Raw genomic sequence first — 23,091 nt, 5'->3', positions numbered from 1 at the left:
GCCCCGCCTGCGAGCAGACGGGGCCGGACACACCTAGAAGTGGGATCGGGAGAGCCGGGGGGAACCGAGCGGGGAATCCGCTCGGTCCGGTCGGGCCGGGAGGACGGCTCAGGCGGGGAGGACGACGACGAAGCGCTGCGGCTCCTCGCCCTCGGACTCGCTGCGCAGGCCCGCGGCGGCCACGGCGTCGTGGACGACCTTGCGCTCGAAGGGCGTCATCGGGTCCAGCTTGACCGGGCTGCCGGTGCTGCGGGCCTCGGCGGCCGCCTGGGCGCCGACCTTCGCCAGCTCCTCGCGCTTGCGGGCGCGGAAGCCGGCGATGTCCAGCATGAGCCGGCTGCGGTCGCCGGTCTCCCGGTTCACGGCCAGCCGGGTGAGCTCCTGGAGCGCCTCCAGCACCTCGCCGTCGCGGCCGACGAGCTTCTGCAGGTCACGGCTGGTCGAGTCGCTGATGATCGACACCGCGGCGCGGTCGGCCTCGACGTCCATGTCGATGTCGCCGTCGAGGTCGGCGATGTCGAGCAGACCCTCGAGGTAGTCGGCCGCGATCTCGCCCTCCTGCTCCAGGCGGGACAGGGTGTCGGTGCCCTCAGCGGCGACACCGCTGGTCTGGCGCTGCGTGTCCGTCACAGTGGACTCCTTCATCACTTCTTGGAGGGGTGCTTGGGCCGCTGCGGGCCGCTCTTGCGCTGCCCGGGCTTACCGCCCGCCTTGGCGTCCTTGGTGCCGCCGGCGGCCTTGGCGTCCGTCCCGGTCTCGCCCTGCTTCTTCTCCAGCGACGGCTTCTCCTCGGCCGCGGTGGAGGCAGTGGCGGAGGCGGCCGGCGTCGTGCCCGCGACCTGGCGCTTGGCCTTGGTCTGGCGCTTGGGCTGCTGACGCTTGGCACGGGCGGCCTCGACGGCCTTGCGCGCCTCGACCTCGGCCGGGTCCTCCTTGAGCTTGCCCTTGGCCCGCAGGCGCTCCTGGCGCTGCGTGAAGGCGAGGCTGCCCGGGGTGGGGTTGCGGCGGATGACGAACATCTGCTGGCCCATGGTCCACACGTTGGTGGTCAGCCAGTACAGGAGCACACCGACGGGCACGTTGATGCCGATGACCGCGAAGATCACGGGGAAGACGTACATCAGCATCTTCTGCTGCTGCATGAACGGCGTCTTCACCGAGAGGTCGACGTTCTTCGTCATCAGCTGGCGCTGCGTGTAGAACTGCGACAGCGACATCAGGACGATCATGATGATCGTGACGACGCGGACGTCGGTGATCGTGGCGCCGAGGCTCTCCACCTTGGAGGCGGAGTCGAGGAACTTCACCGACAGCGGGGCGCCGAAGATGTGCGCCTCACGGGCGCTGGCCAGCAGCTCCTGGTCGATGAAGCCGACCGTCTTGCCCTGGGCGATGTGGTTCAGGACCTGGTACAGCGAGATGAAGAAGGGCGACTGGGCCAGGATCGGGAGACAGCTCGAGAGAGGGTTGGTGCCCGTCTCCTTGTAGAGCTTCATCATCTCTTCGGACTGGCGCTGCTTGTCGCTCTTGTAGCGCTCCTGGATCGCCTTCATCTTCGGCTGGAGCGCCTGCATGTTCCGCGTCGCCTTGATCTGCTTCACGAAGAGCGGGATCAGGCAGATGCGGATCAGGACCACGAGGGAGACGATGGACAGCCCCCACGCCCAGCCGCTGTCCTTGTCGAAGACAAGGCTGTACAGCGAGTGAAACTGGACGATGATCCAGGAAACTGCGTAATAGAGGGGACCGAGGATCGTGTCCACGAATCAGGCTCCTTGGGCGTTGGGCTGAGTCTCGGGCTGTGCGACGGGCCCCGCGGCGGGGTGCCCGCCCAGTCGGCTCCTCAGCCGCTGGTGCCAGACCGGACGCTTCCGGGGAGGAACGTGGTCGACGCCACCGAGCGACCACGGATTGCAGCGCAGGATGCGCCAGGCCGTCAGCGCCGTTCCTTTGACCGCACCGTGCACGTCAATGGCCGTGTAGCCGTAGTGCGAGCACGACGGGTAGTACTTGCAGACCGGGCCCAGGAGCGGGCTGATGGTCCACTGGTAGATCTTGATCAACCACAGCAGCGGATACTTCACCGTGCGCTCCCTCCCTGGCTTCGGCCAAGGTCCCGGGGGGTCTCCCTGGGGGGATCGGAACGGCGCGGCGCCCCTCCCAACAGCCGCTGCAGTGCGGTGTCAAGATCACGGGCCAGCTCATCGTGGTCCGCCTCGCCCGAGCCGGGCAGGGCCCGTACCACCACCAGGCTACCGGCGGGCAGCTGATCGAGCCGGTCACGCATCAGGTGGCGAAGCCTGCGCTTCACCAGATTGCGGACTACTGCGACGCCGACGGCCTTGCTGACGACGAAACCCGCACGCACCGGGGGAACACTCTCCCCAGGTGTGTGCGGGTCCGTTGTACCGCTACGGAAATGGACGACGAGGAGCGGGCGACCAGCCCGGCGTCCTCGGCGTACCGCGGTCGCAAAGTCCTCGCGCCGCCTCAGCCGATTGTCGGTAGGCAGCACGGCATGGACCTATTGGTCGTCAGGCTGCTCAGGCCGACAGGCGGGCGCGACCCTTGCCACGGCGGGACGCGAGAATCGCGCGGCCGGCACGGGTGCGCATGCGCAGGCGGAAGCCGTGGGTCTTCGCGCGACGGCGGTTGTTCGGCTGGAAGGTGCGCTTGCTCACTCGGGGGCTCCAGAAATGAATCGGTGGTGGCGGGACATCGCCTGGCTGTCACCGTGCGCCCACGAGAAGCTCGCAACGCCCGAGTGCACCGCTTCTTGACCGTGTACTGATTCGACGCGATCTTTGCCCATCGGAGGCAGGCGGCAGCAGCCATCGACAACTCGACCTGGTCACGGTACGCGCGGCTACGCCATTCGGTCAAACCGGCAGCGCACCAGGGATACACCGTAGCCCGCCGCGGGCCGGTGGGACGACACGGCTCGCCCCATGGCACATTTGTACACACCCTGTGGACAACGACTTGAACCGCGCACCGCGGGCGGCCTACCGTGGCTGAACTCCGAATCCTTCCCGCCCGTCCCGAGAACCACACATTCGTGGGACTCACGGGGCGCCCCCAGTGACTGAGAGAGCGTGCCCTGTGGCTGACCTGCCCGCCGATCTTGCCGCAGTGTGGCCGCGCGTGCTCGACCAGCTCCTGGGCGAGGGCCGGGACAAGCGCGGCCAGGGCGTCGAGACCAAGGACGAGCACTGGATCAAGCGGTGCCAGCCGCTGGCCCTCGTCGCCGACACCGCCCTGCTGGCCGTGCCCAACGAATTCGCCAAGGGCGTACTCGAGGGCCGGCTCGCACCGCTGGTCAGCGACGCGCTCAGCCGTGAGTGCGGCCGCCCGATCCGGATCGCGATCACCGTCGACGACTCCGCGGGCGAGCCCCCGGCCGAGCGCCCCCAGGCCCCGCAGCAGTCGCGCTACGAGGAGCCCCCGGGCCGGGGCGGCGGCCAGGGCCGCGACGCCTACGAGTCCCGGGACGGCTACGAGAGCTTCGACAACGGCGCCTACGAGGGCCGCGAGAGCTACGGCCGCCAGGCCCCGGCCGACGACCTGCCGTCCGTGCGCCCGGCCTACCCGGACTACCAGCAGCAGCGCCCCGAGCCCGGCGCGTGGCCGCGCCACTCGGCCCCCTCGGGCCCCCCGGTGCTGCCCCCCGGTGACAGGGGTGACAGGAGTGACTACAGCTGGCAGCAGCAGCGCCTCGGCGGTTTCGCTGAAAGCGAACGCGATCCGTACGCCTCGCAGCAGCACCCCGGCGGCTACGAAACGCAGGGGTCCGACTACCGGACGCAGCCGTCGGAGCGCATGCCGTACGAGCAGCAGCGCCACGACATGCCGGGCCGCGACATGCCCGGTCGTGACATGGCCGGCCGGGACATCCCGGGCCGTGAGCTGCCGGAGAGCGGCCCGCGCGGCGGCGAGCGGGCCGAGCGGCCCCCGTCCGGCGGCGCCCCCGGCCCGCTCGCGGCGAAGCCGTCCCCGGCCCCCGGACCCGGCGAGCCGACCGCCCGCCTGAACCCGAAGTACCTCTTCGACACGTTCGTGATCGGTGCGTCCAACCGCTTCGCCCACGCCGCCGCGGTCGCGGTGGCCGAGGCGCCGGCGAAGGCGTACAACCCCCTCTTCATCTACGGCGAGTCGGGCCTGGGGAAGACCCACCTGCTGCACGCCATCGGGCACTACGCGCGCAGCCTCTACCCGGGCACGCGCGTGCGCTACGTGAGCTCCGAGGAGTTCACCAACGAGTTCATCAACTCCATCCGCGACGGCAAGGCGGACGCGTTCCGCAAGCGCTACCGCGACATGGACATCCTGCTGGTCGACGACATCCAGTTCCTCGCGAGCAAGGAGTCGACGCAGGAGGAGTTCTTCCACACCTTCAACACCCTCCACAACGCGAACAAGCAGATCGTGCTGTCCTCGGACCGGCCGCCCAAGCAGCTGGTGACGCTGGAGGACCGGCTGCGCAACCGCTTCGAGTGGGGCCTCATCACGGACGTCCAGCCGCCCGAGCTGGAGACCCGCATCGCGATCCTGCGCAAGAAGGCGGTGCAGGAGCAGCTGAACGCCCCGCCGGAGGTCCTGGAGTTCATCGCCTCCCGCATCTCGCGCAACATCCGCGAGCTGGAGGGCGCGCTGATCCGGGTGACGGCCTTCGCGAGCCTGAACCGGCAGCCCGTCGACCTGGGCCTGACCGAGATCGTCCTCAAGGACCTGATCCCGGGCGGCGAGGACGCCTCTCCGGAGATCACGGCGCCGGCCATCATGGCCGCGACCGCCGACTACTTCGGGCACACCGTCGAGGACCTGTGCGGGGCCTCGCGCAGCCGCGTGCTGGTGACGGCCCGGCAGATCGCCATGTACCTCTGCCGCGAGCTCACGGACCTGTCCCTGCCGAAGATCGGCGCGCAGTTCGGCGGGCGGGACCACACGACCGTCATGCACGCGGACCGGAAGATCCGCGCGCTGATGGCCGAGCGGCGCTCCATCTACAACCAGGTGACCGAGCTGACCAACCGCATCAAGAACGGCTGACGAGAGCCGCGAGAACCGCCTGAGGGCGCTTCGGGACGCTTCCCGGAGCGCCCTTTTCGCGGTCCTGAGCGGTCCTTGAGGGGGTCCCGAGGCAGTCCCGAGGCAGTCCTGAGGGTGTCGCAGGGGCGTCCCGGGGGAGCCGGGCGTCCACAGCCGTGGACAGCTCTGTTCGATTTCGTGCGCCGGACCCGGGGTTCTCCACAGTTTCCTTGCCGACCGGCCGTCCACACCCTGTGGGCTGCGAAGTTGTCCATACGCCGTCCACAGAGCAGGCTGTTGATAGCCCATCAGGCGAGGTCACGGGCGTGTGGATTTGTGGCTGACGGTCTTCCACAGCCTGTGGACAGACTAATCACCCACAAGGCCCCCTCGGCGTTGTCCACCGGCCGCCCACAGGGGAGTGGATGTTGTACACAGTCTTTCCACACCCCTGTCCACTGTTCGGCAACGAAACGCCCGCGCTCACCGCACCGAGTGAAAGGCGTCACACCAAGGTGCCGGATTGGGCTGTGGGGAACCTGGGTAAAACTGGGGACAGCCCTGGGGAGAAGTGCGCCCCGCCTGTGCACCGGTTGTGCAGAACTTTCGGCGGTCCACAGCGCACCCCGCTTATCCACTGCCCCCACCCACAGGCCCGGTGGACAAAAAAGCGGCGTTGACCTGGGCAAAGAGGGTTGTCCACCGTTTCCACAGGCCCTACTACTACGACCACAGAGATCAAGCGGGGAACTCGTTTCGAAGTGGGTCCTGTGCACAACTCGGCCGCGGGCCGCGCCACGCCCTCCGACCCGACTTGACCCCGAGTCGCACCAGCTGTCAGCGGCGTACGTCAGACTGGTCTCCGGCAAGCAGCCGACGAAGAAGCCAGCAGGGCGAGCCAGCAACAAAGCAGGAGGCGGTTCCGGTGAAGATCCGGGTGGAGCGCGATGTACTCGCGGAGGCAGTGGCCTGGGCGGCCCGCAGCCTCCCGGCCCGTCCGCCGGTGCCCGTCCTCGCGGGCCTGCTGCTGAAGGCCGAGGACGGCTCCCTGAGCCTCTCCGGCTTCGACTACGAGGTCTCCGCCCGCGTCTCGGTCGACGCCGATGTGGAAGAGGACGGCACCGTCCTCGTCTCCGGCCGCCTCCTCGCCGACATCTGCCGCGCACTTCCCAACAGGCCTGTGGAAATCTCCACCGACGGTGTGCGCGTCACCGTGGTCTGCGGCTCCTCGCGATTCACACTCCACACCCTGCCTGTGGAGGAGTACCCGGCCCTGCCGCAGATGCCCACCGCCACGGGCACCGTCCCCGCCGAGGTCTTCGCCGCCGCCGCCGCGCAGGTCGCCATCGCCGCCGGCCGTGACGACACGCTGCCGGTGCTCACCGGTGTGCGCATCGAGATCGAGGGCGACACCGTCACCCTGGCCTCCACCGACCGCTACCGCTTCGCGGTCCGCGAGTTCATGTGGAAGCCCGAGACCCCGGACATCTCCGCGGTCGCCCTGGTCCCCGCCAAGACCCTGCTGGACACCGCCAAGTCCCTCAGCGGCGGCGACTCCGTCTCGATCGCCCTGTCCGGCTCCGGCGCGGGCGAGGGCCTGATCGGCTTCGAGGGCGCCGGCCGCCGCACGACCACGCGGCTGCTCGAGGGCGACCTGCCGAAGTACCGCACGCTCTTCCCCACCGAGTTCAACTCGGTCGCCGTCATCGAGACCGCGCCGTTCGTCGAGGCCGTCAAGCGCGTGGCGCTCGTCGCCGAGCGGAACACCCCGGTGCGGCTGAGCTTCGAGCAGGGGGTGCTGATCCTGGAGGCGGGCTCCAGCGACGACGCACAGGCTGTGGAGCGGGTCGACGCGCAGCTGGACGGCGACGACATCTCGATCGCCTTCAACCCCGGCTTCCTGCTGGAGGGCCTGTCGGCGATCGACTCGCCGGTCGCCCAGCTGTCCTTCACGACGTCGACGAAGCCGGCGCTGCTGAGCGGCAAGCCGGCGGTCGACGCCGAGGCGGACGACGCGTACAAGTACCTGATCATGCCGGTTCGCCTGTCCGGCTGAGCGAGGCTGTGAGGGCCCGCGGCGGCTTTTCGGCTGCGGGCCGTCCGTGGCTGGTCGCGCAGTTCCCCGCGCCCCTTACAGGGCGCGCCCGGTCGGCCGCGTCCGCTCGGCGGAGCCGCAGAGTGATGCCGCCCCGCGCCCCCCTGGGGGCGCCGGCCCTCCTTTTGAGCGCCGTCACCCCACAGGTGTGCAGCGCCTGCCCGGCGTAGGCTCGGAGCCAGGTACGCACCCAATCAAGGCATAGAGGATCACCCATGGAGCTCGGTCTCGTCGGTCTCGGCAAGATGGGCGGCAACATGCGCGAGCGCATCCGCCGCGCAGGCCACACCGTCATCGGATACGACCGCAACCCTGACCTCGCGGATGTCAGCAGCCTCAAGGAGCTGGTCGACTCCCTCCAGGGCCCGCGCGTCGTGTGGGTCATGGTCCCGGCCGGTGGCGCCACCCAGTCCACGATCGACGAGCTCGGAGAGCTGCTCTCCCCGGGCGACATCGTCGTCGACGGCGGCAACTCCCGCTGGACCGACGACGAGAAGCACGCCGAGGAGCTGGGTGCCAAGGGCATCGGCTTCGTGGACTGCGGCGTCTCCGGCGGTGTCTGGGGCCTGGAGAACGGCTATGCCCTGATGTACGGCGGCGACGCGGCGAACGTCGCGCGCGTCCAGCCGGTCTTCGACGCGCTGAAGCCCGAGGGTGACTTCGGTGCGGTGCACGCGGGCAAGGTCGGTGCGGGCCACTTCGCCAAGATGGTCCACAACGGCATCGAGTACGCCATGATGCAGGCCTACGCCGAGGGCTGGGAGCTGCTGGAGAAGGTCGACTCCGTCACCGACGTGCGCGAGGTCTTCCGCTCCTGGCAGGAGGGCACGGTCATCCGCTCCTGGCTGCTCGACCTGGCCGTCAACGCCCTCGACGAGGACGAGCACCTCGACAAGCTGCGCGGTTACGCCGCCGACTCCGGCGAGGGCCGCTGGACGGTCGAGGCCGCGATCGACAACGCCGTGCCGCTGCCCGCGATCACCGCGTCGCTCTTCGCGCGCTTCGCCTCCCGCCAGGAGGACTCGCCGCAGATGAAGATGATCGCGGCGCTGCGCAACCAGTTCGGCGGCCACGCCGTCGAAAGCAAGTAGCACTCCGAGCGCAAGCAGCACTCGGACAACAGCAGTACAAGCAGTACACAGCGGAAGAGGTCGGCGCACCATGCATGTCACGCATCTGTCGCTGGCCGACTTCCGCTCGTACGCCCGGGCCGAGGTCTCCCTCGACCCGGGCGTCACGGCGTTCGTGGGCCCGAACGGCCAGGGGAAGACCAATCTCGTCGAGGCGATCGGCTATCTGGCCACCCTCGGCAGCCACCGGGTCTCCTCCGACGCCCCGCTGGTGCGGATGGGCGCCGAGCGCGCCGTCGTGCGGGCCGCGGTGGTCCAGGGCGAGCGACAGCAGCTGATCGAGCTGGAGCTCAACCCCGGCCGCGCCAACCGCGCCCGGATCAATAGATCGTCCCAGGTCAGACCGCGTGACGTGCTCGGCATCGTGCGCACCGTGCTGTTCGCCCCCGAGGACCTGGCCCTCGTCAAGGGCGACCCCGGCGAGCGCCGCCGCTTCCTGGACGAGCTGATCACCGCGCGCACCCCGCGCATGGCGGGCGTCCGCTCCGACTACGAGCGGGTCCTCAAGCAGCGCAACACCCTGCTCAAGAGCGCGGCCATGGCCCGCCGCCACGGCGGCCGGGGCCTGGACCTGTCCACGCTCGACATCTGGGACCAGCACCTGGCCCGCGCCGGCGCCGAGCTGCTGGCCCGGCGGCTGGACCTGATCGCGGCCCTGCGCCCGCTGGCCGACAAGGCCTACGAGCAGCTGGCGCCCGGCGGCGGCCCGGTCGCCTTCGACTACCGCGGGCCCGCCGGCATCGAGGGCGCCCACACCCGCGAGGAGCTGTACGAGGCGCTGCTCGCGGCGCTCGCCGAGGCCCGCAAGCAGGAGATCGAGCGGGGCGTGACGCTGGTCGGCCCGCACCGCGACGACCTCCTCCTGCGGCTCGGGCAGCTGCCGGCCAAGGGGTACGCGAGCCACGGCGAGTCCTGGTCGTACGCGCTGGCGCTGCGCCTGGCCTCGTACGAGCTGCTGCGCTCCGAGGGCAACGAGCCGGTGCTCGTCCTGGACGACGTCTTCGCCGAGCTGGACGCCCGGCGCCGGGAGCGGCTGGCGGAGCTGGTGGCCCACGGCGAACAGGTGCTGGTCACCGCCGCCGTGGACGACGACGTGCCGGAGGTCCTCACCGGGGCCCGGTACGCGGTCTCGGGCGGCACGGTGGAGCGCGTATGAGCACGCCGTCCGAGCACCCGAAGCCGCCCGAGTCCTCCGGCGTGGACCTGGCGCGGGTCGCGCTGCGCGCGGCCAAGGAGCAGGCGCGGGCGCGGGGCGCCGCGGCCCAGCAGAAGAAGCAGGTGCGCCGCGGCGGCGGGCTGCGCTCGGGCGCGCGCGCCGACGGCCGCGACCCGCTGCCGCTGGGCGCCGCCATCAACCGGCTGATCACCGAGCGGGGCTGGGAGAAGCCCGCCGCGGTGGGCGGGGTGATGGGCCGCTGGCCGCAGATCGTGGGTGACGCGCTGGCCCTGCACTGCACCCCGCAGAGCTTCGACGAGGACTCCCACGTCCTGACGGTGCAGTGCGACTCGACGGCGTGGGCGACGCAGCTGCGCCTGCTGGCGCCGCAGCTGGTGGCCCGGCTCAACGACGACCTCGGGCACGGCACCGTACGGACGATCAAGGTGCTGGGTCCGGGTGGCCCGGGCCGCCGCTACGGCTCGCTGCGCGCCCCCGGCAGCACGGGCCCGGGCGACACGTACGGCTGATCACGGAGCCGCCCGCGGAGCGGTGCGGGACACGGGTCGGCTCGCGGGGCGGGTGGGCCGGCGCTGAGACCCCGCTCACGGTAGCGGGCGGTTGACAGCCCGAAGCGCTGAGTGCCGCTGTGAGCCTCTCGGAGCCCGGGGGCGCATATAGGGAGTCGGCTGATGCCGGTTCAGGGCGGCACGTGCAGGCTCAGGCACCGCCAAACCCCCATTCATGTCAGCGCTACCGGTAGACTGGTCACAATCCCGCCGGCTTGCGGGACTCGTCGACCAACGCAGAACGACGCAGCCGCTCCTGCCTGCCTCGGGTGGGGTCTCCCCGCCGCAGTCGGGGATGGCCTGTGCTGTGCCAGAAAGGGCGCTTCGTGGCCGATTCCGGCAACCCCAACGAGAACACCACCCCTTCTACGGACGATGCGGCGGGGACCGCACCCGCGGGCGCACCCGGCGCCGCGTCCTACGACGCCAGCGCGATCACCGTCCTGGAGGGTCTGGACGCCGTCCGCAAGCGGCCCGGCATGTACATCGGCTCGACCGGTGAACGCGGCCTGCACCACCTCGTCTACGAGGTCGTGGACAACTCCGTCGACGAGGCCCTCGCGGGCCACGCGGACACCATCGACGTCACGATCCTCTCCGACGGCGGCGTGCGCGTCGTGGACAACGGCCGTGGCATCCCGGTCGGCATCGTGCCCTCCGAGGGCAAGCCCGCCGTCGAGGTCGTCCTGACCGTCCTGCACGCGGGCGGCAAGTTCGGCGGCGGCGGCTACGCGGTCTCCGGCGGTCTGCACGGCGTCGGCGTCTCGGTCGTCAACGCGCTGTCCACGCGCGTCGCGGTCGAGGTGAAGACCGACGGCTTCCGGTGGACCCAGGACTACAAGCTCGGCGTCCCGACCGCCCCCCTGCAGCAGAACGAGGCGACCGACGAGCACGGCACCTCGGTCACCTTCTGGGCCGACGGCGACATCTTCGAGACCACCGAGTACTCCTTCGAGACGCTCTCGCGGCGCTTCCAGGAGATGGCGTTCCTCAACAAGGGCCTCACCATCTCGCTGACGGACGAGCGCCCGGCCCACGTGGACGAGGAGGGCAAGCCCCTCACCGTCCGCTACCACTACGAGGGCGGCATCTCGGACTTCGTCCGCTACCTCAACTCGCGCAAGGGCGAGGTCATCCACCCCACGGTGATCGACTTCGACGCCGAGGACAAGGAGCGGATGCTCTCGGTCGAGGTCGCGATGCAGTGGAACACCCAGTACACCGAGGGTGTCTACAGCTTCGCGAACACCATCCACACCCATGAGGGCGGTACGCACGAGGAGGGCTTCCGCGCGGCGCTGACCGGTCTGATCAACCGCTACGCGCGCGACAAGAAGCTGCTCCGCGAGAAGGACGACAACCTCACGGGCGACGACATCCGCGAGGGCCTGACGGCGATCATCTCCGTCAAGCTGGGCGAGCCGCAGTTCGAGGGCCAGACCAAGACCAAGCTGGGCAACACCGAGGCCAAGACCTTCGTGCAGAAGGTCGTCCACGAGCAGCTGACGGACTGGCTGGACCGCAATCCGAACGAGGCCGCGGACATCATCCGCAAGTCCATCCAGGCCGCCACCGCGCGCGTCGCGGCCCGCAAGGCGCGTGACCTCACCCGCCGCAAGGGCCTGCTGGAGACGGCGTCGCTGCCGGGCAAGCTCTCCGACTGCCAGTCGAACGAGCCGGCCAAGTGCGAGATCTTCATCGTCGAGGGTGACTCCGCCGGCGGCTCGGCCAAGTCCGGCCGGAACCCGCAGTACCAGGCGATCCTCCCGATCCGCGGCAAGATCCTCAACGTGGAGAAGGCGCGGATCGACAAGATCCTGCAGAACCAGGAGATCCAGGCGCTGATCTCCGCCTTCGGCACGGGCGTGCACGAGGACTTCGACATCGCGAAGCTCCGCTATCACAAGATCATCCTGATGGCGGACGCCGACGTCGACGGTCAGCACATCAACACCCTGCTGCTCACCTTCCTCTTCCGCTTTATGCGCCCCCTGGTCGAGGCCGGCCACGTCTACCTCTCCCGTCCCCCGCTCTACAAGATCAAGTGGGGCCGGGACGACTTCGAGTACGCCTACTCCGACCGCGAGCGCGACGCCCTGATCCAGCTCGGCCGCGAGAACGGCAAGCGGATCAAGGACGACTCGGTCCAGCGCTTCAAGGGTCTCGGTGAGATGAACGCCGAGGAGCTGCGCGTGACCACGATGGACGTCGACCACCGCGTCCTCGGCCAGGTCACCCTGGACGACGCCGCGCAGGCGGACGACCTGTTCTCGGTGCTCATGGGCGAGGACGTCGAGGCCCGGCGCTCCTTCATCCAGCGCAACGCCAAGGACGTCCGCTTCCTCGACATCTGAGCCCGTCGGCCCATCCCGAGACAGCCGCAGCGCGAAAGGACTTTGAACACCCATGGCCGACGAAACCCCTGAGACCCCCACCGCCCCCGTGCCCGAGGTGACCCCCGAGGGCGCTCCCGCCCCGCTGGAGGGCGTGGGCATGCGCGTCGAGCCCGTCGGGCTCGAGACGGAGATGCAGCGCTCCTACCTCGACTACGCGATGAGCGTGATCGTCTCGCGTGCGCTGCCCGACGTGCGCGACGGCCTCAAGCCGGTGCACCGCCGCGTGCTCTACGCGATGTACGACGGCGGCTACCGGCCCGAGAAGGGCTTCTACAAGTGCGCCCGCGTCGTCGGTGACGTCATGGGTACGTACCACCCGCACGGTGACGCCTCCATCTACGACGCCCTGGTCCGTCTCGCCCAGCCCTGGGCCATGCGGATGCCGCTGGTCGACTCCAACGGCAACTTCGGTTCCCCGGGCAACGACCCGGCCGCCGCCATGCGGTACACCGAGTGCAAGATGGCGCCGCTGTCCATGGAGATGGTCCGGGACATCGACGAGGAGACCGTCGACTTCCAGGACAACTACGACGGCCGCAACCAGGAGCCGACGGTCCTGCCGTCGCGCATCCCCAACCTGCTGGTCAACGGCTCCGCCGGTATCGCGGTCGGCATGGCCACCAACATCCCGCCGCACAACCTGCGCGAGGTGGCCGAGGGAGCCCAGTGGTTCCTGGCCAACCCGGAGGCGAGCTCCGAGGAGCTGCTGGACGCGCTCATCGAGCGGATCAAGGGCCCCGACTTCCCGACCGGCGCCCTCGTGGTCGGCCGCAAGGGCATCGAGGAGGCCTACCGCACCGGCCGCGGCTCGATCACCATGCGCGCCGTCGTCGAGGTCGAGGAGATCCAGAACCGCCAGTGCCTGGTGGTCACCGAGCTGCCCTACCAGGTCAACCCGGACAACCTCGCGCAGAAGATCGCCGACCTGGTGAAGGACGGCAAGATCGGCGGCATCGCCGACGTCCGCGACGAGACCTCGTCCCGCACCGGCCAGCGCCTGGTGATCGTCCTCAAGCGGGACGCGGTCGCCAAGGTCGTCCTCAACAACCTCTACAAGCACACCGACCTGCAGACCAACTTCGGCGCCAACATGCTGGCCCTGGTCGACGGCGTGCCGCGCACCCTCTCCCTGGACGCGTTCATCCGCAACTGGGTGACGCACCAGATCGAGGTCATCGTCCGGCGCACCCGCTTCCGGCTGCGCAAGGCCGAGGAGCGCGCCCACATCCTCCGCGGCCTGCTCAAGGCCCTGGACGCCATCGACGAGGTCATCGCGCTGATCCGGCGCAGCGACACCGTCGACGTCGCCCGCGAGGGCCTGATGGGCCTGCTGCAGATCGACGAGATCCAGGCCAACGCGATCCTGGAGATGCAGCTGCGCCGGCTGGCCGCCCTGGAGCGCCAGAAGATCGTGGCGGAGCACGACGAGCTCCAGGCGAAGATCAACGAGTACAACGCGATCCTCGCCTCGCCCGAGCGCCAGCGCCAGATCATCAGCGAGGAACTCACGGCGATCGTCGAGAAGTTCGGCGAGGACCGGCGCTCGGCGCTGGTGCCCTTCGACGGCGACATGTCCATCGAGGACCTGATCGCCGAGGAGGACATCGTCGTCACGATCACCCGTGGCGGCTATGTGAAGCGCACCAAGACCGACGACTACCGCTCGCAGAAGCGCGGCGGCAAGGGCGTGCGGGGCACGAAGCTCAAGGAAGACGACATCGTCGACCACTTCTTCGTCTCCACCACCCACCACTGGCTGCTGTTCTTCACCAACAAGGGCCGGGTCTACCGCGCCAAGGCCTACGAGCTGCCGGACGCCGGGCGCGACGCCCGCGGCCAGCACGTGGCCAACCTGCTGGCCTTCCAGCCGGACGAGAAGATCGCCCAGATCCTCGCCGTCCGCGACTACGAGGCCGCGCCGTACCTGGTGCTCGCCACCAAGTCCGGCCTGGTGAAGAAGACCCCGCTGAAGGACTACGACTCCCCGCGGTCCGGCGGCGTCATCGCCATCAACCTGCGCGAGACCGAGAGCGGTGCCGAGGACGAGCTGATCGGTGCCGAGCTGGTCTCCGCCGCGGACGACCTGCTGCTGATCAGCAAGAAGGCGCAGTCCATCCGGTTCACCGCTACGGATGAAGCCCTCCGCCCGATGGGCCGGGCCACGTCCGGCGTCAAGGGCATGAGCTTCCGCGAGGGCGACGAGCTGCTCTCCATGAGCGTCGTGCGTCCGGGGACGTACGTCTTCACCGCGACCGACGGCGGCTATGCGAAGCGGTCGAATGTGGACGAGTACCGCGTTCAGGGCCGCGGCGGCCTCGGTATCAAGGCGGCCAAGATCGTGGAGGATCGAGGCTCGCTGGTCGGTGCGCTGGTGGTCGAGGAGACCGACGAGATCCTTGCCATTACGCTCGGCGGCGGCGTGATCCGCACACGGGTCAGCGAGGTCAGGGAGACGGGCCGTGACACCATGGGCGTCCAGCTGATCAACTTGGGCAAGCGCGATGCCGTTGTGGGCATCGCACGGAACGCCGAGGCCGGTCGCGAGGCTGAAGAGGTCGATGAGTTGGCCGACGCAGCCGAGGGCGACGGGGTCCAGGGTGCCGAGGGCGCATCCGCCCCGGCAGGAAACACCGAGGAGTAAGTCGTGAGTCGAGCCACGGGCGCCGCGGCAAGCGGTGCAGGTGCCGAGCGCAGCACTACCGCCGCACCTGCTACCGATGAGGCCGGCGCCCGTGGCTCCGCCGCGGACGCCGACTCCCAGGGGGGGACGTTGACGGACACGCGCAAGCCGGAGCCGTACCACCCGCCGCAGGCGTACGAGCCTCCGGCCGGGTCGGCCGGAGCCGGGGCGGCTGCCGGGTCCGGCGGTGCCGGGAAGTCCGGCAAGGCGGCGAAGGCCGCGACATCCAAGACCGCGCCTTCCGCAGAGGTGAAGGCGGCCGAGGCGGGGAAGGCTGCAGCCGTGGCGGATGACACCGACGGCGTGAGCGCCGGGAGCAACGGCGGCAAGTCCGCCGCGAAGGGCTCGGCGAAGGCCTCCTCGGCCGACCCGCGGAACGCCGTCAAGGCTCCGCCCCGCATCCCCGGCCAGGACGGCCCCAAGGCCGCCTCGGGTGCCCTCAAGAAGGGTGCCGCGGGCAAGGGCTCCGGTGCTGCCCAGACGGCCCGCCAGGAGCCTCAGAAGGCCGGTGGCGCGGGCACTGCCGTGCCGCGCCCCGCGGCCCGTCAGGAGCCCGTGCAGGCCGGCGGGGACTCCGGCGCCGCGCCCCGCCCGGCAGGGCGCCCCGCGCCCCGTACGCGCACCGCGCGCCTGCGGGTGTCCAAGGCCGACCCGTGGTCGGTGATGAAGGTCAGCTTCCTGCTGTCGATCGCGCTGGGCATCTGCACGATCGTCGCGGCGGGCGTGCTGTGGGGCGTCATGGACGCCATGGGCGTCTTCTCGACCGTCGGCGGGACGATCAGCGACGCCACGACCTCCAGCGACGGCGGCGGCTTCGACCTGCAGTCGTTCCTGTCGCTGCCCCGGGTGCTCCTCTTCACCTCGGTCATCGCGGTGATCAACGTGGTCCTGGCGACCGCGCTGGCCACCCTGGGGGCCTTCGTCTACAACCTCTCGGCGGGCTTCGTGGGCGGCGTGGAGCTGACCCTCGCCGAGGACGAGTAGTCGTGCGCAGGGGCCCGGCCGGACAGGATTTTGGGACTGGGCCCCAAGTGCGCTAATCTTTCGGTGTCGCGCGGGGCTATAGCTCAGACGGTTAGAGCGCTTCCCTGATAAGGAAGAGGCCACAGGTTCAAGTCCTGTTAGCCCCACCGCACGATCGGCCCGGTCGGAGATTTTCTCCGCCCGGGCCGATCTGTTTTCCCCAGGTGGGGAGTTGGGCCCGCGGCCGGACGGCGGACCGGGTGCCGCACAGGTCACCGATCGGTATCGGCCGGTGTGTATCATCGGCCACCAGAGGTCCCCTTACGTCAAGGAAAGACGAGGTCGCGCGGTGAAGAAGCTCCTCCTGGTCGCACTGGCCGCCATCGGCGGGCTCCTCGTGTACCGCCAGATCCAGGCGGATCGCGCCGAGCAGGACCTGTGGACGGAGGCGACCGACTCCGTGCCCGCAGGTTCGGGTGTGTGAGACAAACGAGTCCTGAGCAGGGCCCCGGCCGACACGGCCGGGGCCCTGCTATTTTCATACGCAAATGATTTATTTGCGAGAGCAACCTAGCTGATGCTGAGCGCCCAGAAGCCGATGCCCAGGCAGAGCAGCGCGACGATCAGCACGGGAACGGCCACCTTCGTGGGCGGGCCGGGCTGCCGCGCCGGCTGCCGGGCCGGCGGCTCCGCGGGCCGCGGCGGTACGAGCTCCGGCGGTACGGGCTGCGGCGCCGTGTACGCGCGCGTGGGCGGCGGATAGGCCGGCAGGGGCGGCGCCACCGGTCCCGCCGGCGCGGCCGGGCGCTGCGGGCCGTCCGGGCCGAACCCCGCGGGCAGCGGCCCGAGCTGGTCGAAGACCTCGATGGGCTCCTCGTCCGCGCCGGGCGCGCCCAGCAGCTCCACGGCCTCGGCGAGCGCCTTGCGCGCGCCCGTGGCCGTACGGAAGCGCAGCCCCGGATCCGGCTGCAGGAGGCCCGCGATCACGTGCCAGAGGGGCTCGGGGACCTCTTCCGGGGCGCCGGGCGTGCCGTGCTCGGCGAAGCGCTCCACGAGCGCCTCGGCGTCGGGCTTGCGGCCGGTGAGGAGATACAGCGCGGTGAGGCCGACGGCATAGAGGTCGGCGGGGAAATCGGGCTCGTCGCCCAGCATTTGCTCCGGCGCGAAATAACCGGGTGTGCCCATCACGTAGTTGGCGTCGGTCAGCCGGGGCTCGCCCTTTCGCATGGCGATGCCGAAGTCGGAGAGCCGGACGTGGGGCCGGCCGGTGCCGGTCGCCTCCAGGAGGACGTTCGCGGGCTTGATGTCCCGGTGCACCACGCCTTCGGCGTGCACCGCCGCGAGGCCCGACAGCAGCTGGTCCAGCAGGACGCACACGTAGTGCGGCGGCAAGGGCCCGTAGTCGCCGATGAGATGGGCGAGGGAGCCGCCGCTCACCACGTCCATGGTGAACAGCACCTTGTCGTCGTCGGCGGCCCAGCTCATCGGCGCGACCACGTGCGGGTGGTCGATCCGTAAGCCCTGCTCGCGGACGAACCTCAGCAGGGTGTGGGCGTCGCTCTGCTGGAGGACCTTGGCCGCCACGTAGCGGCGCCGGCGCCGGTCCCAGGCGCGCCAGACGGCCCCCACTCCGCCCCGGCCGATCGGGTCCACCAGCTCGTAGCGCCCGGCGAAGAGCTCACCCATCGCGTGCGCGCGGTCAGCTCTGGTGGGCCTCGTAGTGCGCGACCGCCTCGGCGGTCCGCCCGGCGCCGTACACCCGCAGGAACTCGGCGAGTTCGGGGTGGGTGGGGGCGAGGCTCTGCGCGGCCTCGATGATGTCGCCCGCGCCGGCGACGGAGCGCAGCAGGGACTGGATCTCGCGGACCACCCGGCGCACGGTCGGCGCGCCGCTGCTGGCCGTCGTCTGCGTGGAGTTGAGGACGGAGCCGCCCGAGCTCTTCTTGACCTCCTCCATCCGGTCGGCCGCCTCGGCGGCGCTCACGGTGCCGTCGGCGACCTGGCGGGAGAGCTCCTGCAGCGCCTGGACCCGCTGGACGACCGCGGGGTTGCCGATCTTCGCGCGCTGGCCGCTCATCAGCTGGGAGAGCATGGGAGCCGACAGGCCGAGCACGGAGGCGAGCCGGGCCTGGTTGAGGCCGAGGTCGTCGATGAGACGGCGGAAGAGCGCTCCCAGCGGCTCTCCGTACCAGCTCCGCTGCAGCTCCCGTGCGCGGGCGGTGGCTTCCTGCTGTGCTGCGTCCATCTCGCTCTCCCCTTCGCTTCGCTGCAGCGAATCTTGCGGTGCATCCTACGGAGAGTGCTGGTCCGCGGCGATACCCGGTCGGAAAACACCGCGGGCACCGGGTAGTCTGGTCGGCGACGGGGCCTTAGCTCAGTTGGTAGAGCGCTGTCTTTGCATGGCAGATGTCAGGGGTTCGACTCCCCTAGGCTCCACAAGAAATCCCCTCCGACCTGCAGAAATGCAGAGCGGAGGGGATTTTTCGTGGAGCTGTCGCCCGGCCCGCGTGACCGGGGCGGGCCGCGCCTCAGCCGTCCAGCAGCCCCGCGCGGCGGGCGTAGCTTCCCGCCTGGAAACGGCTCTGGGCGCCGAGCTCGGCGAGCAGTTCGGTGACGTGGCGGCGGTAGGTGGTGACGGACATGGCGAGCCGGCGGGCCGCCATGCCGTCCTTCATGCCGGACTCCAGGAGTTCGAGGACGGAGCGGCGCAGTTCGTCCTTGGCGCCGCCGTCGCCGGGCGTTCCGGTGAAGGGCCGCGCGGACTCCCAGGCGCTCTCCCAGGACCGGTAGAGGAAGCGCACGAGCGAGGGGTCCCGGACGGCGAGCGCGCCCTTGCCGTCGCCGGAGGAGCTGCCGTGGTCGGCGAGGACGGCGGTGCCTGCGTCGAAGAAGAGGACCCGGTCGGGCACGTGGGCGGTGGTGCGGACCTGGGCGCCGAGCGCCACCATCCGGCTCAGGTGCCGGCGCACATGGGCGTGGGTGAGGACGGAGTGGGGGTAGAGGGTCCGCGCGAGCACACCGCGGCCGATCACTTCGGTGGTGCGCTGCAGCCCTTCCTCCAGGGCCGCGGGGGCCGGCACGTCGGGGTGGGCGGCGGCGACCTCCGTGCGGGCGGCGGCGGAGAGGCGTTCGAGAGCGGAGCGGACGGCGTCGGGAAGGGTCAGGTACTCGATGGGCGTCCGGGTGAAGTGGCCGTGCCAGGACTCCTCGAAGACCGGCTTCATGGCCAGCACATGACTGCTCATCCGCTCGGACTCGCGGTGCAGCTGCTGGATCCGCGCCTCGATGGGGCCGGTCACGTGGGTGACGGCGGCGTCGGGGCTGCGGGCGGCGTACTCGGTGCCGTGGCCGGCGGTGTGCTCCCCGGGGGGCCGGCCGGCGCCGGTCCCCTCCTCGGCGGGGCGCAGCAGGTGCAGCCGGGAGAGGTCGTCCACAGCGGCGCTGACGTCGGCGCCCGGCACGTCTAAGCGGCGGGCGGCCGCTTCCGGCCGGAGACTGCCCTGTTCGAGCGCCATGCGGTAGAGCAGCACATGGAGGTCACCGAGAGGCGAGAGCGCCGGCGCCTCCGTAGCGAATTTATCCATCTTCTTCTCATTCGTCGGCCTGGTGGGGGTGCGCCCCAGGGCTGAGCCCGGCACTGCCCGACCGCCCGGGCAGTGCCGAGCGGGCCGGCGAGAAAGAAATACAGCGGCCGAAGGCCGGGCGGCCGCCCATGGAAACGAAGGCGAGGTCGCGGTGTGACCCCTTCGATCAGCCTTCTCAGACTCTACCGGCGGCTTTTCCGAAAAGGAATGGGAATACCCTGCGGGTAAGCATCGGTAATCTTTGAGTAACAGACTCCGCTTTTGTGCGGGTTTGAAGCCCGGCTGCGGGTTTGAAGCCCGGCTCGGATGCCCGGCCGAATGGCGGGTCCGAATGCCGGGCCCGCAAAAAATGCGCCCGCGCCGGGCCCGGAGGCCCGGCGCGGACGCGTGGGGCGCAGCCGGCCCGGGGCCGGCTAGAACGGCCGGTCGCCGGGGCCGTCGTCGTTGTCGGAAGAGGACTCCGCTTCGGCCTGCTTGGCCTGGACCTCCGGGTCGAGCGGTGAGGACGCGCTCTCGGGGCCCGTGCCGTCGACCGACGTCAGCGGAGGCCGGTCCCGGACCTCCGTGGCCTCGGGCGGCTCGACGAGCCAGTCCGGATTGGCCTGCTTGTCCCACCACTTCCAGGCCGCGTACGCCGCGCCGGCGACCAGGCCGGCCACCGCGAGGCGGCGCAGCACCCGCCCCGCCCGGCACCGGCGGTCGCGCCGGGCGACCAGCCTCTCGATCTCCTTGGGGCTCACCTGACCGCGCAGCGCGGCGAACGCGGCGACGCTCCTGGCGACGGCCTCGTCCCAGACCGGCTCGACGGTCGTGCGCGCCCGCACGGCGGCCTGGTCGATCTTCGGCGGCAGGGCGTCGCGGGCGTGCTCGATCCGGGGCTGCAGATGGGCGTCGTACTGGGAGTGAGCCTGGTGCGCGGCCTCCGCCACCTTGGGCGCCAGCCGTGTCCGGGCCTCATGCGCGTAGTGCACGGCGGCGTCCTTGGCCGTGCCGGCGTACGGCGCCACCACTTCCGCGGCGTGCCGGACACTGTCCTTCGCCGAGCTGGTCGCGGCGCGCACGCTGTCCTTGCGGGTCACGAGATCCTCCTCCTCGGTGGCGTATGTTTTGTCGCCTTTCCACCCAGTGAAAAATCATGCCTGCGCACGGGCGGTCCGGCATGTGCGAGCGTGCATCCGGGTCATCGGGGAAGTGAGCGTGGGGTGAAGGAGCGGTGAGCCCCGCTCGACCATGCCACGGTTTCGCGCGGCGCGCGGGCGTTTGTCCGCTACTCGCCGCCAACCCGTACGTGCGAGGATCGTTAGCCGTCAGTGGAGACTAGGGAAGGTAGACCGTGGCCGAGCAGCTTTACGCCACCCTGAAGACCAACCAGGGCGACATCGAGATCCGGCTCTTCCCGGACCACGCCCCGAAGACGGTGAAGAACTTCGTGGAGCTCGCGAAGGGCGAGCGCGCGTGGATCAACCCGGAGACGGGCCAGAAGACCACGGACAAGCTGTACGACGGCACGGTCTTCCACCGCGTCATCGAGGGCTTCATGATCCAGGGCGGTGACCCGCTGGGCAACGGCACCGGCGGCCCCGGCTACAAGTTCGCGGACGAGTTCCACCCCGACCTGGCCTTCACCAAGCCCTACCTGCTGGCCATGGCCAACGCCGGCCCGGGCACCAACGGCTCGCAGTTCTTCATCACCGTCTCGCCCACCACGTGGCTGACCCGCAAGCACACGATCTTCGGTGAGGTCGCCGACGAGGCCTCGAAGAAGGTCGTGGACGCCATCGCCACCACCGAGACCAACCCGCGCACCGACCGCCCGGTGAACGACGTGGTCATCAACTCGGTCGTCGTCGAGACCCGCTGACGGCAGGGCGCCCGAGGGAACCCGGCGCCCCGCTCGTCCGTATGACGGGCGGGGCCGCGCGTCCCGGACAGGTCCGCCCACCACCGGCGCAAGGGGAACGCATGAACGACCAGGCCGTCGGCTGCTACCGGCATCCCGACCGGGAGACCGGCATCCGCTGCACCCGCTGCGAGCGGCCGATCTGCCCGGAGTGCATGGTGAGCGCATCCGTCGGGTTCCAGTGCCCGGCCTGCGTCGCCGGCGGCTCCGGTACGGGACACCCGCCGCAGGCCACCGCGCCGCGCACCATCGCGGGCGGTGCACAGACCGCCGACCCCCGGCTGGTGACCAAGGTCCTGCTCGCGGTCAACGTCGCCCTGTGGATCGCGGTCATGGCCACCGGCGACGGCCTGCTCGACGGGATGGAGCTGTTCGGCCGGGCCGTGCTCGCCGGTGAGCCGCAGGGCGTCGCGGAGGGGCAGTGGTACCGCCTGGTGACCGCGGTGTTCCTGCACCAGGCGCCGATGCACATCGCCTTCAACATGCTGTCGCTGTGGTGGATCGGCCCACCGCTGGAGGCGGCCCTGGGCCGGGCCCGCTACCTCGCCCTCTACCTGCTGTCAGGCCTCGGCGGCTCCGCGCTCACCTTCGTCGTCGCGGATCCGCGCCAGCCCTCGCTCGGCGCGTCCGGCGCGATCTTCGGGCTGCTGGGCGCCACCGCGGTGATCATGCGACGGCGGGGCTACGACATGCGGCCGGTCGCGGCCCTGCTCGTGCTCAACCTGATCTTCACGTTCACGTGGCACAACATCGCCTGGGAGGCCCACATCGGCGGGCTGGTCGTGGGCGCGGCCGTGGCGTACGGGATGGTGCACGCGCCGCGGGAGAAGCGGGCGCTCGTCCAGGGGCTCACCTGCGGCGTGACGCTGGCGGTGATCGTCGCGGCGGTGATCGTGCGGGCGGCGACGCTGCCCGAGCTCGTCGGGTTCTCCGGCTGACCGAGGGCCTGCTCCCGGCCGGCCAGGGCCCGGCTCCTCGGCCGGCCCGGGCCTGCCACCGGCCGGCCCGGGCCGGACTTCCGACTGACCCGTAGGTTTGTCCACAGCGCGTACAGAATCTTGTGCACGCTGTGGGGAACGCGTGTCCGCACTCGCACAGAGCTGCGTTTTCGCTGGTGGGCGGGGCCGCCAAGCGGCCCCCCGCGCTTGTGATCAGTCACACCGGCGTCAACGCCGGGGAAGTTATCCACAGATCTTCTGAGTTTTTCCCCACTGTGGACGAGGGTGTGGATAACTCCTCGGAAGGCTGCCCGGAAGGCTTGCTACTTCCACTGTGTGGAGACTACGAACCCCGCCGCGATGAAGCCGAAACCGACCACGATGTTCCAGTTGTGGAGGGACTCGATGGGCATGTCGCCGCTGGTCACATAGAAGATGACGATCCATGCCAGCCCGATGAGGAACATCGCGAGCATCAGCGGCGCCACCCAGCCCCGCCCACTGCTCAGCTTGATGCTCTGCTGCTTCGCCGGCGGCGGCGTGAAGTCGTCCTTCTTGCGGATCCGTGACTTCGGCACGAGGAACTCTCCTGTCGATGCGCTGCGTGACCGCGCTGGGGCTGCATGGGGCGGGACAAAAGGCTGGTCCGGGG

At 70.3% G+C, this 23,091-nt stretch carries 20 protein-coding genes, 2 tRNA genes and 1 pseudogene; 13 read left to right on the top strand and 10 right to left on the bottom strand.

Translation table 11 applies throughout. The annotated features are described in order from the left end of the window. Nucleotides 1–108: 108 nt before the first annotated feature. The 5 genes and pseudogenes from ACOTKD_RS07245 to rpmH form a co-directional block, all read right to left on the bottom strand. Complete coding sequence (locus ACOTKD_RS07245) at nt 109–630, bottom strand: protein jag (protein WP_302862566.1); 522 nt, start codon at nt 628–630, stop codon at nt 109–111. Nucleotides 631–644: 14 nt separating this feature from the next. Then, nucleotides 645–1,763 (bottom strand): membrane protein insertase YidC, encoded by a 1,119-nt coding sequence (gene yidC / locus ACOTKD_RS07240; RefSeq protein ID WP_424888043.1) that lies wholly within the window; start codon nt 1,761–1,763, stop codon nt 645–647. Between the two features lie 3 nt (nt 1,764–1,766). Beyond that, complete coding sequence (gene yidD / locus ACOTKD_RS07235) at nt 1,767–2,084, bottom strand: membrane protein insertion efficiency factor YidD (RefSeq protein WP_424888042.1); 318 nt, start codon at nt 2,082–2,084, stop codon at nt 1,767–1,769. 62 nt (nt 2,085–2,146) lie between these two features. Continuing rightward, nucleotides 2,147–2,515, bottom strand: a pseudogene (gene rnpA, locus ACOTKD_RS07230) (ribonuclease P protein component); the annotation flags it as partial. 28 nt (nt 2,516–2,543) lie between these two features. Further along, the gene (gene rpmH, locus ACOTKD_RS07225) at nt 2,544–2,681 is read right to left on the bottom strand and encodes a 50S ribosomal protein L34 (RefSeq protein ID WP_003949374.1); all 138 of its coding nucleotides are present in this window, start codon (nt 2,679–2,681) and stop codon (nt 2,544–2,546) included. A 421-nt stretch (nt 2,682–3,102) separates the two neighbouring features. On the opposite strand from rpmH, the gene dnaA reads away from it, so the two are divergent. The 10 genes from dnaA to ACOTKD_RS07175 all read left to right on the top strand — a co-directional run bounded on the left by dnaA (nt 3,103) and on the right by ACOTKD_RS07175 (nt 16,501). Beyond that, on the top strand, nt 3,103–5,049 hold the full coding sequence (gene dnaA, locus ACOTKD_RS07220; RefSeq protein WP_424888041.1) for a chromosomal replication initiator protein DnaA: 1,947 nt from the start codon (nt 3,103–3,105) through the stop codon (nt 5,047–5,049). A gap of 904 nt (nt 5,050–5,953) precedes the next feature. Further along, a complete protein-coding gene (gene dnaN, locus ACOTKD_RS07215; RefSeq protein ID WP_120754966.1) occupies nt 5,954–7,084 on the top strand; it encodes a DNA polymerase III subunit beta in 1,131 nt (376 codons plus the stop codon). 254 nt (nt 7,085–7,338) lie between these two features. Next, a complete protein-coding gene (gnd, locus tag ACOTKD_RS07210) occupies nt 7,339–8,214 on the top strand; it encodes a phosphogluconate dehydrogenase (NAD(+)-dependent, decarboxylating) (protein ID WP_424888040.1) in 876 nt (291 codons plus the stop codon). Between the two features lie 70 nt (nt 8,215–8,284). Continuing rightward, nucleotides 8,285–9,409 carry a DNA replication/repair protein RecF gene (gene recF / locus ACOTKD_RS07205; RefSeq protein WP_424888039.1) on the top strand — a complete coding sequence of 375 codons (1,125 nt, stop codon included), beginning with the start codon at nt 8,285–8,287 and terminating at the stop codon, nt 9,407–9,409. After that, nucleotides 9,406–9,939, top strand: a complete 534-nt coding sequence (locus ACOTKD_RS07200; protein ID WP_424888038.1) for a DUF721 domain-containing protein — start codon at nt 9,406–9,408, stop codon at nt 9,937–9,939. Before recF ends, ACOTKD_RS07200 begins: the two co-directional genes overlap by 4 nt. A 341-nt stretch (nt 9,940–10,280) precedes the next feature. Further along, nucleotides 10,281–12,332 (top strand): DNA topoisomerase (ATP-hydrolyzing) subunit B, encoded by a 2,052-nt coding sequence (gyrB, locus tag ACOTKD_RS07195; RefSeq protein ID WP_424888037.1) that lies wholly within the window; start codon nt 10,281–10,283, stop codon nt 12,330–12,332. A 52-nt stretch (nt 12,333–12,384) separates the two neighbouring features. Further along, nucleotides 12,385–15,015 (top strand): DNA gyrase subunit A, encoded by a 2,631-nt coding sequence (gene gyrA / locus ACOTKD_RS07190; RefSeq protein ID WP_424888036.1) that lies wholly within the window; start codon nt 12,385–12,387, stop codon nt 15,013–15,015. 288 nt (nt 15,016–15,303) lie between these two features. Then, nucleotides 15,304–16,038 (top strand): DUF3566 domain-containing protein, encoded by a 735-nt coding sequence (locus tag ACOTKD_RS07185; protein WP_424888388.1) that lies wholly within the window; start codon nt 15,304–15,306, stop codon nt 16,036–16,038. Between the two features lie 72 nt (nt 16,039–16,110). Continuing rightward, nucleotides 16,111–16,184, top strand: a tRNA-Ile gene (locus ACOTKD_RS07180). Nucleotides 16,185–16,366: 182 nt separating this feature from the next. Beyond that, nucleotides 16,367–16,501: a DLW-39 family protein gene (locus ACOTKD_RS07175; protein WP_003958712.1), complete on the top strand. Its 135-nt coding sequence runs from the start codon at nt 16,367–16,369 to the stop codon at nt 16,499–16,501. An 86-nt stretch (nt 16,502–16,587) separates the two neighbouring features. Here the strand turns inward: ACOTKD_RS07175 and ACOTKD_RS07170 are convergent, their stop codons facing one another. Further along, nucleotides 16,588–17,703: a serine/threonine-protein kinase gene (locus tag ACOTKD_RS07170; protein ID WP_424888035.1), complete on the bottom strand. Its 1,116-nt coding sequence runs from the start codon at nt 17,701–17,703 to the stop codon at nt 16,588–16,590. 13 nt (nt 17,704–17,716) lie between these two features. Then, a complete protein-coding gene (locus tag ACOTKD_RS07165; protein WP_030366854.1) occupies nt 17,717–18,262 on the bottom strand; it encodes a helix-turn-helix domain-containing protein in 546 nt (181 codons plus the stop codon). Between the two features lie 118 nt (nt 18,263–18,380). On the opposite strand from ACOTKD_RS07165, the gene ACOTKD_RS07160 reads away from it, so the two are divergent. After that, nucleotides 18,381–18,453, top strand: a tRNA-Ala gene (locus ACOTKD_RS07160). Nucleotides 18,454–18,545: 92 nt separating this feature from the next. On the opposite strand, the gene ACOTKD_RS07155 is transcribed toward ACOTKD_RS07160, so the two are convergent. Then, nucleotides 18,546–19,601 carry a hypothetical protein gene (locus ACOTKD_RS07155; RefSeq protein ID WP_424888034.1) on the bottom strand — a complete coding sequence of 352 codons (1,056 nt, stop codon included), beginning with the start codon at nt 19,599–19,601 and terminating at the stop codon, nt 18,546–18,548. Between the two features lie 413 nt (nt 19,602–20,014). Continuing rightward, the gene (locus tag ACOTKD_RS07150) at nt 20,015–20,680 is read right to left on the bottom strand and encodes a DUF5324 family protein (protein WP_424888033.1); all 666 of its coding nucleotides are present in this window, start codon (nt 20,678–20,680) and stop codon (nt 20,015–20,017) included. Nucleotides 20,681–20,934: 254 nt separating this feature from the next. On the opposite strand from ACOTKD_RS07150, the gene ACOTKD_RS07145 reads away from it, so the two are divergent. Together ACOTKD_RS07145 and ACOTKD_RS07140 are read left to right on the top strand one after the other, a co-directional pair. Beyond that, nucleotides 20,935–21,462, top strand: a complete 528-nt coding sequence (locus ACOTKD_RS07145; RefSeq protein ID WP_424888032.1) for a peptidylprolyl isomerase — start codon at nt 20,935–20,937, stop codon at nt 21,460–21,462. 101 nt (nt 21,463–21,563) lie between these two features. Continuing rightward, the gene (locus ACOTKD_RS07140; RefSeq protein ID WP_424888031.1) at nt 21,564–22,439 is read left to right on the top strand and encodes a rhomboid family intramembrane serine protease; all 876 of its coding nucleotides are present in this window, start codon (nt 21,564–21,566) and stop codon (nt 22,437–22,439) included. Between the two features lie 323 nt (nt 22,440–22,762). Here ACOTKD_RS07140 and crgA read toward each other — a convergent pair whose 3' ends face one another. Next, nucleotides 22,763–23,017, bottom strand: a complete 255-nt coding sequence (gene crgA / locus ACOTKD_RS07135) for a cell division protein CrgA (RefSeq protein WP_391828452.1) — start codon at nt 23,015–23,017, stop codon at nt 22,763–22,765. Between the last annotated feature and the right edge of the window lie 74 nt (nt 23,018–23,091).

It is taken from the genome of Streptomyces sp. XH2, from assembly GCF_049725035.1.
Classification (GTDB): Bacteria; Actinomycetota; Actinomycetes; order Streptomycetales; family Streptomycetaceae; genus Streptomyces; species Streptomyces roseoverticillatus.
This window is presented reverse-complemented; position numbering and strand designations above follow the sequence as displayed.

Coding starts and splice junctions, on each gene's coding strand:
- ACOTKD_RS07200 (WP_424888038.1), top strand. CDS start 9,406: ATGAGCACGCCGTCCGAGCACCCGAAGCCGCCCGAGTCCTCCGGCGTG.
- recF (WP_424888039.1), top strand. CDS start 8,285: ATGCATGTCACGCATCTGTCGCTGGCCGACTTCCGCTCGTACGCCCGG.
- gyrA (WP_424888036.1), top strand. CDS start 12,385: ATGGCCGACGAAACCCCTGAGACCCCCACCGCCCCCGTGCCCGAGGTG.
- ACOTKD_RS07140 (WP_424888031.1), top strand. CDS start 21,564: ATGAACGACCAGGCCGTCGGCTGCTACCGGCATCCCGACCGGGAGACC.
- ACOTKD_RS07170 (WP_424888035.1), bottom strand. CDS start 17,703: ATGGGTGAGCTCTTCGCCGGGCGCTACGAGCTGGTGGACCCGATCGGC.
- ACOTKD_RS07165 (WP_030366854.1), bottom strand. CDS start 18,262: ATGGACGCAGCACAGCAGGAAGCCACCGCCCGCGCACGGGAGCTGCAG.
- ACOTKD_RS07155 (WP_424888034.1), bottom strand. CDS start 19,601: ATGGATAAATTCGCTACGGAGGCGCCGGCGCTCTCGCCTCTCGGTGAC.
- gnd (WP_424888040.1), top strand. CDS start 7,339: ATGGAGCTCGGTCTCGTCGGTCTCGGCAAGATGGGCGGCAACATGCGC.